The sequence below is a fragment of the Microbacterium sp. genome (genome assembly GCF_046295495.1).
In the GTDB taxonomy this organism is placed as follows: domain Bacteria; phylum Actinomycetota; class Actinomycetes; order Actinomycetales; family Microbacteriaceae; genus Microbacterium.
This window is the reverse complement of record NZ_JBKBNC010000056.1, coordinates 1-14,257: the sequence shown is the minus strand read 5'-3', so window position 1 is coordinate 14,257 and position 14,257 is coordinate 1. Positions and strand designations below refer to the sequence as shown.

Sequence of the window (14,257 nt, the reverse complement as noted above, 5' to 3'; positions counted from 1 at the left end):
CGCCTGGGCCGCGTGGCGCGCCCGCTTCGCCCCCCGCGTGGCGATGGCCGGTGCGACCCTGGCGATCGGCGCCGGCGCGACCGTGCTCGCGGTGTTCCTCGCGTTCGGCGCCCCCACGCTCCCCGGGGTCGCCATCGCCGCCCCCGCCGCAGCGCAGACCGCCTCGGGCGACGCCCTTGCAACGCTGCAGGCCGACCTCGCCTCCGCCGCGACGGCGGGCGCCTGGCCCGAGCTGCACCCCTCACTCGACGAGGCGATGCGAGAGTCGTCTTCGGCCAACCGCGCGCACGACTGCTTCACCCCCGACGGCACGCCCGACCCCGCGCGCTGCACGTGGGGGAGCGCCGACGCCCCGCACCACCTCTACCTCGTGGGCGACTCGAGCGCGATGGCGTACGCCCCGGCGTTCGCGAAGCTCGCCGACGACAGCGGGGGAGCCTGGCGCGTCACGACGGTCGGACTGTACGGATGCCGCTTCACCGACGTCCTGGTCGAGAGCCGCGACCCCTCGGTGATGGCGACCTGCGCGCAGCGCAAGGCCGAGGTCGCGGCGATGATCGCGGCGTCTCCGGCCGACCTGCTCGTCGTCTCGAACGCGTTCACCCTCGCCCGCACGGTCGACGGACGCGATCTGAACGCGGTCGAGCTGGCATCCGCCGTCGCCGCCGAGGTGTCCGGCTGGGCCCCGGCCGGACGCACCGTGTACCTGGCGCCCCCGCCGCACGGCGTCGACCTGGGCCGGTGCTACTCGCCGCTCACCGGCCCGGGTGCCTGCCTCGCGGCCGTCGACGACGTGTGGACGCAGGTGGAGGCGGCGACCGAGGCGCAGGCGGTCGCGACCGGCGACGCCGCCATCAGCGCACTGCCGTTCACGTGCTGGCAGGACGTGTGCCCGGCTTTCGCCGGCGACACGCCCGTGCGCTACGACGACACGCACGTCACCCCGGCGTTCGCGGAACGTCTGACGCCGATCCTGCGCGACGAACTCGCCACGCGCGGGCTGTACTGAGCGGCGGAAAGCGCAACCCACGCCCGAACCGGGGCCGCGGCTGCGAGGGTGGGACGATGACCGCGCTCGCCGACCCCCGCCGCTTCGACCTCGACGCCCTGCGCGAGCGGCTCCTCGACGAGCGCGACGGCGAGGTCGATACGAGCATTCCCCAGCTCGCCACCGCCGACCCCGCCCTGTGCGCGATCGCCCTCGTCCTGCCCGACGGGAGCATCCGTTCGAGTGTTCAGGCCGACGCCCCCTTCAGCGTGCAGTCCGCGGTGAAGCCGTTCCTCTTCGCCCTGGCCCTGCTCGACACCGACGGAGAAGCCCTCGACCGGGTCGGCATCGAACCGACCGGCGAGTCCTTCGACGCCCTGAAGCTCGAGAGCGGCACGGGCCGCCCGCCGAACCCCATGGTGAACGCGGGTGCGCTGCTCACGGCATCCCTCGTCGAGGGCGCTGACGCGTCGGCGCGCTCCGCCCGCATCGCGCGCGGACTGGCGGCTTTCGCCGGGCGCGACCTCGACGTCGACGAAGACGTCGCCCACAACGAGCACCTGCTGGGCGACCGCAACCACGCCCTCGCCCATCTCATGCGCGCCGAGGGCACCCTCCACGCCACCGCCGACGACGCGGTGGAGGTCTACGCCCGGGCGTGCGCGACCCTGGTGGATGCCGAGACCCTCGCCGTGATGGGCGCGACGCTCGCGTGCGGCGGGGTGAACCCGCGCACCGGTGATCGCGTGATCCCCGAACGCGTGGCGCGGGACGTCGTGTCGGTGATGGCCACCTGCGGCGTCTACGACGGATCGGGGCGGTGGATGCGAGCGGTCGGGGTGCCGGCGAAGTCCAGCGTCTCCGGCGCGATCGTGCTCTCCGCGCCCGGCCGCCTCGGCGCCGCCGTGGTGAGCCCGCCCCTCGACGCCCAGGGCACGAGCGTACGAGGTCGCCTCGCGATCGAAGCGCTCAGCGACGAGCTGGGTCTGCACGCCTTCGCCGCCCACTGAACCACGTCGGCACGGACCGCGGCGCCGGCCGATCCGGGTTCCCGGGCCCCGCGCGCCGTGGATGTGAGAGCATCGGCGAAGACCCACCCCGACGGCATCCGTGAAGGAGCCCCCCATGCACCCCGCCGCGCGCCGCCGCGCTTCGCGCACCGTCACCGTGGGCGTCGTCGCCGCCCTCGCCGCCACCCTCACCGGATGCGGGCAGGGGACGAACGTGTCGGAGGACTACGCCCAGATCTGCCGGGACAACGCGACCGAGAAGCGCCTGCCCGACGACGACTGCAACAACCACGGCGGGGGAGCGGGCTGGTACTTCCTGCCCCTCGGCGCCGGCAGCCGCACCGTGCCGGCGGTCGGTCAGGCCGTCTCGGGCGGTGTCGACACGCTGCCGTCGGGGCGCACCGCGGCGAAGGGCATCTCGGGCGACGGCGCGAGCGTCTCGCGCGGGGGCTTCGGTGGCTCGGGCTCCGACGGAAGCCACGGCGGCTGATGCACCGCATCGAGCTCGACCCCCGCCCCGACTGGGAACGCACGATCAAGCAGTCCGGGCTCATCTACTCGCGAACGGTGCGCGACGACGGCACGGCGGTGGAGTACTGGAACGACGGTGCCGCCTACGTCTTCACCCTGCCCGAGGTGGAGGCGCTCGAGCAGCAGACCGAGGAGCTGCACCGCATGAGCCGCGAGGCCGCGCGGTATCTCGCATCCGGGGAACTCGGCCACCTCGGTCTCACCCCGAAAGCCTTCGAGCTGGCCCAGTGGTCGCTCGACCAGGACGAGCCCGACGTCTACGCCCGTTTCGACCTGGCCTACGCCGGCGACGGCTCGCCCGCGAAGATGCTCGAGTACAACGCCGACACTCCGACGGGGCTCATCGAGGCCTCGGTCACGCAGTGGTTCTGGCTGCAGGACCGCATCAAGAGCGGCGCCCTCCCCGCCGACACCGACCAGTGGAACGGACTGCACGAAGCCCTCGTCGACCGCTGGCGCGCGCTGCTGCACCGCTCCCTCACCAAGGGCGAGGGCGGACGCCTGTTCGTCGCCCACTCGGATGCCGACACCTACGGCGAAGACTGGGACACCGTCGCCTACATGCGCGACCTCGCCGGCGAAGCGGGTTGGGAGCACACCGGCATCGAGATGAAGGACATCGGCTGGCACCACGGCGCCCGTCAGTTCGTCGGCGTGCCCGAGGCGTGGGGCTCCTCGCGCAGTGTCGCGGCCCTGCCCGGCGACACCCCCGGCACGCAGTACCCCGTCATCCGCAACCTGTTCAAGCTCTACCCGTGGGAAGACCTCGTCTCGGGGGAGGACCGCGTGATCGGCGACCAGGAGTTCGGGGCGCTCCTCATCGCCGGGCGCGGGCTGTTCGGGCGCTGGTACGAGCCGGCGTGGAAGATGTTCCTGTCGAACAAGCTGCTGCTCGTGGCCCTCTGGCGCCTGTACCCGGGCCACCCCAACCTCCTCCCCGCCTACGCCGACGGACCCAACGGCATGACCGACTTCGTCGTCAAACCGGTCTTCGGCCGCGAGGGCGACGGCATCCGCGTGCACCGGGCCGACGGCTCCGTCACCTCGAACGGCCAGGAGTACCGCCGCGAGGGCACCGGTCGCGAGCGGGTGTGGCAGGAGTACCACGAACTCCCCGACTTCCCCGGGTCGCGGGGGAGCAACCACCCCGTGCTCGGCTCGTGGGTGATCGACGGCGAGGCCTACGGCGTCGGCATCCGCGAGTCCGACGGACCGATCACCGACTACTACTGCCGCTTCGCCCCGAACATCATCGAGGGCTGACGCTCACGCGCCGACCCGGATGCCGTGCGGCTGCGGTCGCAGACGGGGGCGACGCCGCTCCCGAGCAGGCCCCGGGCGCGAGACGCTCACGCGTCGATGTCGTCGACCCCCGGCATCCACGACGCCCCGGGCTTGCCCCACTTGCGCTTCTTCGCGATCTTCGCCACGACCCGGCTGTCTTCGTCATCGAGGCGATCGACGTACAGGATGCCGTCGAGGTGATCGAACTCGTGCTGCAGGATGCGCGCGCGCCACCCCGTGACCTCGATGCGCACCGAGTGCCCCTCGAGGTCGGTCCCGGTCAGGAGCGCCGCTTCCGACCGGCGCAGCGGGAAGCGCTCGCCGGGGAACGACAGACACCCCTCGCTTTCCTCGTCGGGATCGGGGTAGCCCGGCTCGACGGGTCGGATCCACAGTTCGGGGTTGATGACGGCGCCCCGCCAGGGCCGGCCCTCGTCGTCTTCATAGGTGTAGGTGAAGATGCGCAGTCCCACGCCCACCTGCGGCGCGGCGAGGCCGACGCCGGGGGCGGCATCCATCGTCTCGAACATGTCGGCGACGAGTCGACGCACCTCGTCGGTGATCTCGTCGACGCGGGCAGCGGGAGCGTGCAGCACGGGATCGCCCATGATGCGGATCGGGAGTACGGCCACGTCTCCAGCCTATCCAGCGGGCGGGCGGCTATCGTCGAGGGGTGATCCCGCTCGATGCAACCCTCAGCGACGGAATCGACCAACTCGTCGGTGTCTTCCGCGACCCGCGAATCCTCCTCGGCATCCCGCTGGCCCTGCTGGGCGCGGTCTTCATGTCGTTCGGGGCGCAGTATCAGCACCGCGGCGTGCAGAAAGTGGAGCGCCTGTCGGGCAAGACCACCGGCGGCCTCTCGCGCGCGCAGCTGACGTCGTTGCTCACGCGGCCCTCGTGGGTGGCCGGCACGGTCATGCTGGGCCTCGCGATCGTGTGCCAGCTCGCCGCTCTCTCGGTCGCGCCGCTCATCCTGGTGCAGCCCCTCGGGGCGATCGCCCTGGTGATCACGACGGTTCTGAACGCCCGCGTCTCCCACCTCAAGCCCACGAGGCAGTCGCTCATCGCGATCGCGCTGTGCGTGGGCGGCATCTTCATCTTCGTGACGATCGCCGCGTTCTTCGCCACCGAGCACGTCATCACCGAGCGCGAGCTGCTCATCATCCTCGGCATCCTCGCCGTGGTCGTGATCGTGTTCGGCGGCTTCTGGATGCTCGTACGCCGTCGCGCGCAGGCGCTGTTCTACATCATGGCCGCGGGCGTCATCTACGGCTTCGTCGCGACGCTCGCGAAGGTCGTCATCAGCCGCGCGCAGGCCGGGAACTTCGAGTGGCTGACCCTGCTGTGCCTCGTGGCGCTGCTGGGCGCCGTGGCCGTCGGGGCGTACTTCGTGCAGACGGCGTACTCGGCCGGCCCGCCCGACCTCGTGATCGCGGGCCTGACGGTCATCGACCCGATCATCGCCGTGCTCATCGGTCTGCTCGTGCTCGGCGAAGCCTCGACGGCCCCCGCCTGGGCGCTGATCGGCTTCGTCATCGCGGGCGCGATCGCGACGTGGGGCGTCATCCAGCTCACCAAGCACCATCCGCAGGTGACCGCCGACGGCAAGCCGACGAAGCCGCGCGTGCTCTGAGGCCAGACCCCGCCGCGGTGCGCACCGCGCTCGTCCCGCCGGTGCCGGGCGTCGAGATCACACGACTCTTGCGAGATCACCCGCTTTTACGCGCAATCCCCCGTGATCTGGCGCAACTCGTGTGATCTCGCGGGCGCCGCGGGCCCGACGCCCCGCCCGGGCGTCGTCGGCGAGAAGAAGCGGATGCCGGTAGGCTCGACGTCGCTGGGGGCGGTGGCCAAGCTGGTCAAGGCAGCGGGCTCATAACCCGACGATCGTGGGTTCAAGTCCCACCCGCCCTACTCCTCTCCGGGTCGCCGACACGGCGCGCGCCGCCCCTGTCGGAGGTCGCCGCTAGCGTTCCCCGCGTGACGGAGAGAGTGCAGGCCTGGTGGGCCCGTCGACAGTGGTCGAAGGGGCTCGAGGTGCCGTACGCGGTCGGGGCTTATCGCGCGGCGTGGGCCGCCTACCCCGCGCTGGTACGGCAGTATCACCCCGACCTCAACGCGGGGATCGCCCTGAGTCAGGTTCCTCCCGCAGCCGATGTGCTCCTGCTCTGGCAGTGCGACGCGGGCCACCGCTTCGCCGCGACGCCGAGCGAGCAACGCCTCCGGCCGGGGCGCGAACGTCGCCGCAGCGCCTGGTGTCCGGAGTGCAGCGAGAGGGCGAATCCCACGCGCACGGTCGCGCTCCCGATGCGCGGCTCGGTCACCGAGCCCTCTTCACCGCCGTCGGGGGTTCTCCGGGCTCGACGCGCGAAGCCCCGCGTCACCCTCTGCACCAAGACCCCCGACCTCCCGGTCGGTGAGGCGTTCGTCTCCGTCTGCGCGCCGCGCCCCGCCTCGGCGGTGGAGGGCCGCGTGCGTGTCGACGTCTTCGACCGTCTGGCGCTCACCCCCGGTCGGAACGCCGTGCGCATCAGCAGACCCTTCTTCGAGCACCTCGAGGTCTGGCCCGACCTCGTGTTCCCCGAGCTGCGCATCGCGGTCGAGTACGACTCGATCGGCCGCCATGGTCTCGAGCACGTCGGTCGCCGCGAGGAAGTCGACCGACGCAAAGACCGGGCGCTCCGGGCGGCGGGGTGGGAGGTCGTGCGCCTGCGTACGGGCCGACTCGAGCCGCTCGGGCCGCACGACCTGCAGCTCACCGCATGGAACCGCGCGGCGACGACGCGGCTGATCGACGCGTTCCGCGGCATCCGGGGCCCGTTGCTCGTCGACGCCTACGTGCGATGAAGGTCAGCGCAAGCCGGAAGAACGGTCCCGGTCCAGCGAGCGGAACTGCAAGTAGGTGCACAGACGTGCCGCGTCGAGCACCACCGACGCGAGGGCGCCGAGCTCGAGCGGAGTCATGGTGACGTCGTGGTGGCGCTCCGGGATCGTCAGCTCCCAGACGGGGTCGTCATAGCCGCGCGGCTGCATGTACACCGACAGTGTGGAGCCGTGCGGGCGCAGGATCACCAGACCGGTGTCGCCGTCGCCCCCGTCTTCCTGTGGGGCGACGTCGACGCGCGCCCCGTTCAGACTCGTCTCCGAGGTGTAGTCGTCCACCCACTGTCGGAGGAGTTCGCGGCTACGCCGCGGCGGATGGACGGCTTCATCGCTCATCGGCTCATCATTGCACCGCTCATCGCTCCGGCACACCGTTGCGGGTACGAACCGTGCGTTCCGGACGCGGGGGGCGGGCCCGAATCGCACGGTCGCACCGCGACGTCGAGGACGACTCCCCTCAGGAGCCGTGCGCCTCCTCCGACACGGGCTGCCACTCGCGCCACGTCTTCAGGCGCGACTCGTAGTCCTTCTCGGCGATGCCGAGGGGCGCCTTGCCGAAGAAGATGCGCAGCGGTGGCTGCTCAGCATCCACCACCTTCAGGATCGCCGCGCGCGTCGCCTCGGGCGAGCCGGGGTCGGCGGCCGACGGGCGCTTCGCGGCCTGCGCGCGCACCTGGCCGTAGGCCTCGATCTCCTCGCTGCGCTTGGCCGAAGGACCCGACCAGTCGGTGGAGTATCCGCCCGGCTCGACGAGGGTGACGTGGATGCTGAAGCCCGCGACCTCCTGCGCCAGAGACTGCGAGAGCCCCTCCAGCGCCCACTTCGAGGCGTGATAGGCCCCGACGGTCGGGAACGCGCTGATTCCGCCGATGCTCGACACCTGGATGATGTGGCCCGACCCCTGCTCCCGCATGATCGGCAGAGCCGCCTGCGTGACCCACAGGGCACCGAAGAAGTTGGTCTCGAGCTGCGCGCGCACCTCGTCTTCGCTGAGCTCCTCGACCATGCCGAAGTGCCCGAAACCCGCATTGTTGATGACGACGTCGAGCGCGCCGAACTTCTCGTGCGCCTTCTGCACGGCGGCGAGGTCGGCCGCGCGGTCGGTCACGTCGAGCTGCAGGGGCAGGAAGGTGTCGGGATACGTGTCGACGAGTTCCTGCACGTCGTCGAGATTGCGGGCGGTCCCCGCGACGTTGTCGCCACGCTCGAGGGCCGCCTCGGCCCACTCACGGCCGAAGCCCTTGGACGCGCCGGTGATGAACCAGGTCTTGCTCATGAATGTCCTCCGAGAACAGTGAGGGGTGAACGCGAACGACGGTACGCCGCCCGTCTCGGCGCGAACGGCGGCTTGACAGTCCGCCCCCACCCCGCACCCCGTGGTGTCGGTGACACACGCCGCCGCATCGACGATCACCCCCGGGAGCATTCCTCGGCGCAGCGAGCGTCCCTCCGACAGGCGGGCGGATGCCGCGGCGCCCTATCGCGTCGCGTCGGCGAGCTCGCCCGGTCCCGGGAGGATCTCACGCAACAGGTCGTCGAGCGTGACCACACCCTCCAACCTGCCACCGTCGACGACCGTGGCCAGCTGCACGCGGCCCCGGCGCATGCGCGCGAGCGCGTCGTAGGCCGACGCCCCGGGCTCGAGCACGAGCGGCCCCCGAGCGATGTCGAGCGCCGGCGTCGAGGGGTCGACCGCCAGCGTGTCGCGCACGTGCACCACCCGCGAGGCCGCGCCTGAGCCGACGAGGATGCGCAGGTGCGTCGAGGCCGCGGCGACCGCCTGCAGCTCGGCCACCGTCGCATCCGTGGGGACCGCGGTGGGGGAGCGGTCGGTGCGCACGATGTCACCGACGGTGAGCGTTCCGAGCGCGATCGCCTGGGCGATCGGCTCGGAGTACTGCTTCTCCAGCGTGCCCGCCTGGCGCGAGTGCGCGACGAGCTCGCGGATGGTGTCGGCATCCTGTCCGCCCGCGGCCGCCTTGTCGACGGGCTCCACGCCCGACGCCCGCACGAGGCGGTTGGCGATGTGGTTGATCCACAGCAGGAACGGACGCAGCGGCCACGTCAACGCGCGGGCGAGGATGCCGGTGGCTTTCGCCGCGGTCTCGGGGTGGGCGATCGCCCACGATTTCGGCGCCATCTCGCCGATCACGAGGTGCAGGAACGTCACCACGATCAGGGCGAGCATGAAGGCGATGATGTCGGCCAGCACGTACGGCAGGCCCCACGCCTCGAAGACCGGTGCGAGCGCGTAGTCGGTGGCCGGCTTCGTGACGGCACCGAGCAGGAAGGTGCACGCGGTGATGCCCAATTGGGCGAAGGCGAGCATGACGGTCAGCTCGTTCACACCGCGCAGGGCGGCGCGGGCCGAGGCGCTCGTCGCGGCCTCCTCCTCGAGCCGGTGGCGACGGGCGGCGAGCAGCGCGAACTCGACGATCACGAAGAACGCGCTCGCGACGATGAGCCCCGCGGTGACGAGGGCGACGACCCAGCCGTTCATCGGGCCACCTCCGCACCGGTCGCGGCCACGTCGATCGCGGCGGCGCCATCCGCTGCGTCATCCGCGGGCTCGGCATCCCGGTCCACCTCGTGCAGGTGCACCGTCAGCTGCGACGGCACGTGCCGGTCGACGGCGGTCACCTCGACGGCCAACCACCTCTGCAGGTTCAGGCCCTGCACGCTCTCGCCGGCGCGCTCGGGGAGGACGATGCGCACCGTCTCGCCGACGGGCGGAAGATCGCCGTGCGCGTCGATCACCAGACCGGCGACCGTCTCGGCGTCGCTCTCGGCGAGGTCGAACCCGATGAGGCGCTCGAGTTCGTCGAGGTGCAGGTCGCCCGGCACGCTCCATGCGTCGTCGCCGAAGGTCGCGACCTCGGTCTCGTCGGCGTCGTGCTCGTCGGAGAGCTCGCCGATGACCTCTTCGGTCAAGTCTTCGATGGTCAGGATGCCGTCGAAGTTGCCGTACTCGTCGACCACGCACGCGAGTTCGTTCCGCGTGCGCCGCATGCGGTCCAGGGCCGCGGGGAGGGGCATCGACGTGGGGATGACGACGGCGGTGCGCATCACGGAGGCCACCGGCGCGTCATCGGCCGGCTGCTCGCGCAGGATGTCGATCAGCTCCACGACGCCGACGGGGGAGTCCTCGTCTCCGATGACCGGGTAGCGCGTATGGCCCGTGGCCATGAGCGCGCGCACCTCGGCGACGGTGGTGTCGGGGGTGACCGAATCGGTCTGCGACCGCGGGATCATGGCGTGCTCGACGTCGCGCTGCGGGAAGTCGAGGATGCGGTCGATGATCATCGACAGGTCGTCGGGCAGATCGCCGCTCATGCGCGACTCCTCGATGATCGCCTCGAGGTCGCGCGCGGTGGCGCTCTCGTCGACGTCTTCCAACGGCTCGATCCGCAGGAGTCGCAGCAGGGCGTTCGCGGCCACGTCGAACACCGTGATGAGCCAGCCGAACAGCATGAGGTAGATGCGGGTCGGCACGGCGAGCGCGCGAGCGAGGGGCTCGGGGTTCGCGATCGCGAGGTTCTTCGGATACAGCTCGCCGAAGACCATCGTGACCACCGTCGCAAGCACCAGCGCGCCAACGGTGCCGATGAGCACCGAGACGGCCGGGTCCAGGCCGACGCCGCCGAGCAGCGTGCCGATCGACTCACCGATCAGGGGCTCGGCGACGTAGCCGATGAGCAGTCCCGTCACGGTGATGCCCAACTGGGCGCCCGACAGCATGAACGAGGTGCGCTTGGTGATCGCCAGCACGCGCTTCGCCTGCGCGTCGCCCTTCTCGGCCTTCGCGGTCAGACGCGAACGGTCGACGGACATGTAGGCGAACTCTTGCGCGACGAAGAATCCGCACGCGACGATGATCGCCAGAGTGATGACGATCCCCACCAGAAGTGTCAGGGCCGCAGCCAGCATCAGATCTCAGCCCCTCTCGAGAAGAGGGGGCTCGAAGATCGGCCCTCCTGGTCGGTGGAGGTGCGGTGAGGGCTCACGGGGGTGTCTCTCTCGTGGGTCGGGTGATCGCAGATCGATTCGACTGTATCGATGGCCCCCGGCGCGAAACTGGGGAACCGCCTCGACGATCTCGACGTCGAGATAACGGCGGGCGATATATCGCTCGTGCCGCCCCGTCGGCGTCGTGACGGTGGAATACTGGGGTTCCCGCATTGCCTCGCTTCCCGGCGTGGTCCCGCCCTTGCATGACAGGTACGCTTCGGCGCGCCAGAAAAGGAACAGCTGTGGGACGCCTCATCTACCGGGATCGCGCATCGTTCGACATCGACGACCGCATCCTCGCCCATCTCCGCATCGTCGTGATGAACAAGTTGCGCCGCAACGAGGGATTCATGCTTCAACTCCCTGTCAACGAGGGGGTGCGTCAGGCCAGCCTGTGGATCCACGCCTCGAATGCGCTCGTGATGCAGTTCTACGGCGGCCGCGAACCGGTCATCGACCGTGCGCTGGTCGACCAGATGATGCACGACGCTAGTGGTGCCGACGGCCTCACGCTGACCGCCGCCGGCATCGCGCCGCAGCCGGTGCCCACGCGACAGAAGGTCGTCGGACGCTCCCCGAACTGAGCCGGCGACGGCGGCCTGCCCGCGGGTCGGCCGCCGCGCTCACCCGATCGCCGCGGCCGGTACCGACCGATCGGTGGCCCGGGTCCGCTCGACGGGGAGCGTGACCTCGAAGCAGGCCCCGGAGTCGACGTCGACGCACCGCACGTCTCCGCCGTGCGCCCGCGCGATGCCGCGCGCGATCGGAAGCCCGAGCCCCACGCCCCCGGATGCCGCCCGCCCCGCGTCCAGGCGCACCAGACGGTCGAAGATGCGCTCGCGCTCACCGGGCGGCACCCCCGGGCCGTCGTCGGTGACCGCGATGACGGCGGCATCCCCCTCGGTCCGCACCGAGAGCGTCACCGTTCCGGTGCCCCCGGTCGCACGTGCCGCGTTCTGGATGAGGTTCGACAGCACCTGGGCGAGGCGATCGACGTCCGCGCGCACCGGTACCGCGGCATCCGGCGTCTCCGCGACGATGCGCAGCGACGGGTGCACCAACGGGACCCGGCGCACCTCGGCCTCGACGAGTGCGCGTAGATCGGACGGGATGCGATGCAATTCGAGGCCGCGGTCGACGCGGGCCATCGTGAGCAGATCGTCGATCAGGCGGGAGGCCCTGGTCGCCTCCCGCGCGACGTGGGCGGCGAGCACCTCGCGTTCCGCGCCGTCGAGCTCCGCGCGCACGAGCGTCTCGGCGGCCGCCCGGATGCCGGTCACCGGCGTGCGCAGCTCGTGCGCCGCATCGGAGAGGAATGCGCGCAACCGTGCCTCCGCATCGCGCGCAGCCTGCTCGGCGCCGACGACGTCGTCGAGCATGTCGTCGAGCGCCGTCGCGACCCGGCCGATCTCGGTGTCGGACCTGGTCGGACGAAGCCGCCGCTGTCGTTCACCGGCGCCGATCGCGCGCGCCACGCGCGACACCTGGTCGAGGGGCCGCAGACTCCGACGCACGACGAGAGTGACCGACCCCGCCGCGAGCACGAGCACACCGACCGACGACACCGCCATGATCCACCGCACTTGAGCGAGCGTCTCGCCCACCCCGACCGCCGACGCGGTCAGCGTGAGCGTCGAGCCGTCGCTGAGCGTCGATCGAAGGGTGACGAGCTGATCGTCGCCCGAGACGCTCGACGCCACGATGTCCACGTCGCCGGAGGCGGTGGGCTGAGGCTCCGCGCGTTGTCCGGGAGCCGACCCCGGTCCGCCCGGACCCGGGGGGCCGTCGCGCAGCTGCTCGGGGCTCGGGCCGGCGACGACGGACTCCCCGCCGGCGCTGTCGATGCGCACGGCCAGCCCTTGCGTCGACAGGCGTTCGGCCAGGTCCGCGTCATCGACGGTGCCCACGAGCGAGGCGGCCGCCGCCGCGCGATCCCGCAGCCGTTCCTCGATCTGTCCGCGCAGGCGCGCCCCGAGTCCGAGGTCGACGACGACGGCGAGCACCACCAGCAGCAGGGCGACGAGGGCGACGACGGCGATGATCGTCCGCCGCCGCAGGGAGCCGGAGCGCAGCTCGGGACCGGTCACGACGCCACGTTCAAGCGGTAGCCGAGACCCCGCACGGTGTGGATGAGCCGGGGACCGTGCAGCTCCATCTTGCGGCGCAGCGCGCTCAGGTGCACCTCGACGAGGTTGGGGTCGTAGTCGTCGTAGCCCCACACCTGGGTAAGGATCTGCGCTTTCGACAGCGTGCGCCCCCGGCTCTCGGCGAACAGTCGCAGCAGGCGGAACTCCGTCGCCGTCAGATCGAGCACCGTCCCCGCGCGGCTCGCGGTCGTGGCATCCGGGTCGACGAGCAGATCGTCGATCGCGATGGTCTGCGGCAGACGCCCGCGGCGCCGCAACACCGCCCCCGTCCGCGCGACGAGCTCGGCCATCGTGAACGGCTTCACGACGTAGTCGTCGGCGCCCTCGGCGAAGCCCCGCAGGCGGTCGTCCACCTCGTCGCGCGCGGTCAGCATGATGACCGCGGTGTCACCCGCGGCGCGCACGAGCGGGAGCAGACGGATGCCGCTGGGCCCGGGCATCATCCAGTCGAGGACCACGAGGTCGGGGCGGAAGCGTTCCAGGCGGTCGGCCAGATCGGTCCCGTCGGGCGCGGCTTCCGTGAGGAACCCCTCGGCGCGCAACGCGGTCTCGACGGAGAGGCGGATGGTCTCGTCGTCGTCGAGCACGAGCACGCGGGCGGGGGAGGGCACCGGTCGACGATAGGGCCGTCCGCTGAGCGGCTCTTATGGCTTGCGTATGGGCTCACCGCCCGCCCCAGGGCTTCAGGTTCGCTTCAGTCCCGGCTCGAAGGCTGGTCTCAGAGCCGGTGACAACCACCGGCGAGGAGGAACACCATGGAAGACGACAACCCCACGCTGCCTCTGCCGCGTCAGGAGGACACCCCCGAACCGCGTCGACGCGGCTGGCGCCGACCCGCGCTGATCGCGGGTGCGGTGATCGTGGCCGCGGGTCTCACCGGCGGCACGGCGGCGCTGGCCGCCCAGACCGGTGGCGGCGCACCGCTGACCGCGGCCACCTCGGCCCCGAGCGCGGACGGGGGCTCCACCGGTCCGGGCACCGCGCCGACTCCCGGCACCGGTTCGACCCCCCGCACCGCGCCGACCGACGGCACCGCGCCGACCCCCGGAACGGCGCCCCCGGCTCCCGGCGACGACAGCGCCCCCGCTGCCCCCGGTGAGGGAGACGGCCCCGCCGAGTGCGGCCCGGGAAGCGGCCCCGCGGGCCCCGGTCACGGCGGTTCCCGAGCCGGCGGCGAGACGCCGGCACCTCCGACCGACTCCGCGCCCACACCCCCCGCCGACGGCCGGAAGCCCACGCCCCCGACCCCGCCCGCCGACGGCACGGCACCCACACCCCCCGCCGACGGTTCGACGCCGACCCCGCCCACCGAGGGCCCCGCGGGGGGCCCCCCCCCCCCCCCCCCCCCCCCGCGCACCACCCCCCCGCGCCCCCCCCCCCCCCCCCCCCCCCCCCCGCCCCCC

Annotated in this window: 14 protein-coding genes and 1 tRNA gene; 8 read left to right on the top strand and 7 right to left on the bottom strand. The window is 71.9% G+C overall.

All coding sequences use genetic code 11. The features are described from left to right. From ACK4LS_RS13665 to ACK4LS_RS13650, 4 genes are all read left to right on the top strand, one after another. A partial coding sequence (locus tag ACK4LS_RS13665) for an SGNH hydrolase domain-containing protein (RefSeq protein WP_409718288.1) occupies positions 1-1,009 on the top strand: 1,009 nt, incomplete at its 5' end. A 56-nt stretch (positions 1,010-1,065) separates the two neighbouring features. Then, positions 1,066-1,998, top strand: coding sequence for a glutaminase A (gene glsA, locus ACK4LS_RS13660; RefSeq protein WP_409718286.1), 933 nt, complete (start codon positions 1,066-1,068; stop codon positions 1,996-1,998). 115 nt (positions 1,999-2,113) lie between these two features. Continuing rightward, the gene (locus tag ACK4LS_RS13655; RefSeq protein WP_409718283.1) at positions 2,114-2,488 is read left to right on the top strand and encodes a tRNA-dihydrouridine synthase; all 375 of its coding nucleotides are present in this window, start codon (positions 2,114-2,116) and stop codon (positions 2,486-2,488) included. Beyond that, the gene (locus ACK4LS_RS13650) at positions 2,488-3,792 is read left to right on the top strand and encodes a glutathionylspermidine synthase family protein (protein ID WP_409718280.1); all 1,305 of its coding nucleotides are present in this window, start codon (positions 2,488-2,490) and stop codon (positions 3,790-3,792) included. Before ACK4LS_RS13655 ends, ACK4LS_RS13650 begins: the two co-directional genes overlap by 1 nt. Before the next feature lie 86 nt (positions 3,793-3,878). Here ACK4LS_RS13650 and def read toward each other — a convergent pair whose 3' ends face one another. Then, complete coding sequence (gene def / locus ACK4LS_RS13645) at positions 3,879-4,445, bottom strand: peptide deformylase (RefSeq protein ID WP_409718277.1); 567 nt, start codon at positions 4,443-4,445, stop codon at positions 3,879-3,881. A gap of 41 nt (positions 4,446-4,486) precedes the next feature. Between def and ACK4LS_RS13640 the strand changes: the two genes are divergently transcribed. The 3 genes from ACK4LS_RS13640 (at position 4,487) to ACK4LS_RS13630 (ending at position 6,663) form a co-directional block, all read left to right on the top strand. Further along, the gene (locus ACK4LS_RS13640) at positions 4,487-5,449 is read left to right on the top strand and encodes a DMT family transporter (RefSeq protein WP_409718274.1); all 963 of its coding nucleotides are present in this window, start codon (positions 4,487-4,489) and stop codon (positions 5,447-5,449) included. Between the two features lie 207 nt (positions 5,450-5,656). Next, positions 5,657-5,730 (top strand) — tRNA-Ile (locus tag ACK4LS_RS13635). Positions 5,731-5,796: 66 nt separating this feature from the next. Continuing rightward, positions 5,797-6,663: a zinc-ribbon domain-containing protein gene (locus ACK4LS_RS13630; RefSeq protein ID WP_409718271.1), complete on the top strand. Its 867-nt coding sequence runs from the start codon at positions 5,797-5,799 to the stop codon at positions 6,661-6,663. Positions 6,664-6,666: 3 nt separating this feature from the next. Here ACK4LS_RS13630 and ACK4LS_RS13625 read toward each other — a convergent pair whose 3' ends face one another. The 4 genes from ACK4LS_RS13625 to ACK4LS_RS13610 form a co-directional block, all read right to left on the bottom strand. Beyond that, the gene (locus ACK4LS_RS13625) at positions 6,667-7,035 is read right to left on the bottom strand and encodes a hypothetical protein (protein WP_409718268.1); all 369 of its coding nucleotides are present in this window, start codon (positions 7,033-7,035) and stop codon (positions 6,667-6,669) included. Between the two features lie 121 nt (positions 7,036-7,156). After that, positions 7,157-7,975, bottom strand: coding sequence for an SDR family oxidoreductase (locus ACK4LS_RS13620; RefSeq protein WP_409718265.1), 819 nt, complete (start codon positions 7,973-7,975; stop codon positions 7,157-7,159). A 201-nt stretch (positions 7,976-8,176) separates the two neighbouring features. Beyond that, a complete protein-coding gene (locus ACK4LS_RS13615; protein WP_409718262.1) occupies positions 8,177-9,199 on the bottom strand; it encodes a CNNM domain-containing protein in 1,023 nt (340 codons plus the stop codon). Next, positions 9,196-10,626 carry a hemolysin family protein gene (locus tag ACK4LS_RS13610; protein ID WP_409718259.1) on the bottom strand — a complete coding sequence of 477 codons (1,431 nt, stop codon included), beginning with the start codon at positions 10,624-10,626 and terminating at the stop codon, positions 9,196-9,198. The genes ACK4LS_RS13615 and ACK4LS_RS13610 overlap by 4 nt, the downstream gene beginning before the upstream one ends. Before the next feature lie 323 nt (positions 10,627-10,949). Between ACK4LS_RS13610 and ACK4LS_RS13605 the strand changes: the two genes are divergently transcribed. Next, positions 10,950-11,291 (top strand): ATP-dependent DNA ligase, encoded by a 342-nt coding sequence (locus tag ACK4LS_RS13605; protein WP_409718256.1) that lies wholly within the window; start codon positions 10,950-10,952, stop codon positions 11,289-11,291. Between the two features lie 39 nt (positions 11,292-11,330). On the opposite strand, the gene ACK4LS_RS13600 is transcribed toward ACK4LS_RS13605, so the two are convergent. Both ACK4LS_RS13600 and ACK4LS_RS13595 read right to left on the bottom strand, forming a co-directional pair. Then, entirely contained in the window at positions 11,331-12,794 is a 1,464-nt protein-coding gene (locus ACK4LS_RS13600; RefSeq protein ID WP_409718253.1) for an ATP-binding protein, read from the bottom strand. Beyond that, positions 12,791-13,465: a response regulator transcription factor gene (locus tag ACK4LS_RS13595; protein ID WP_409718250.1), complete on the bottom strand. Its 675-nt coding sequence runs from the start codon at positions 13,463-13,465 to the stop codon at positions 12,791-12,793. The genes ACK4LS_RS13600 and ACK4LS_RS13595 overlap by 4 nt, the downstream gene beginning before the upstream one ends. Positions 13,466-14,257 lie beyond the last annotated feature (792 nt).

Bases quoted from the DNA above. Each gene is read 5' to 3' on its own strand.
- glsA (WP_409718286.1), top strand. From the start codon at position 1,066: ATGACCGCGCTCGCCGACCCCCGCCGCTTCGACCTCGACGCCCTGCGC.
- ACK4LS_RS13655 (WP_409718283.1), top strand. From the start codon at position 2,114: ATGCACCCCGCCGCGCGCCGCCGCGCTTCGCGCACCGTCACCGTGGGC.
- ACK4LS_RS13650 (WP_409718280.1), top strand. From the start codon at position 2,488: ATGCACCGCATCGAGCTCGACCCCCGCCCCGACTGGGAACGCACGATC.
- ACK4LS_RS13625 (WP_409718268.1), bottom strand. From the start codon at position 7,035: ATGAGCGATGAAGCCGTCCATCCGCCGCGGCGTAGCCGCGAACTCCTC.
- ACK4LS_RS13620 (WP_409718265.1), bottom strand. From the start codon at position 7,975: ATGAGCAAGACCTGGTTCATCACCGGCGCGTCCAAGGGCTTCGGCCGT.
- ACK4LS_RS13615 (WP_409718262.1), bottom strand. From the start codon at position 9,199: ATGAACGGCTGGGTCGTCGCCCTCGTCACCGCGGGGCTCATCGTCGCG.
- ACK4LS_RS13610 (WP_409718259.1), bottom strand. From the start codon at position 10,626: ATGCTGGCTGCGGCCCTGACACTTCTGGTGGGGATCGTCATCACTCTG.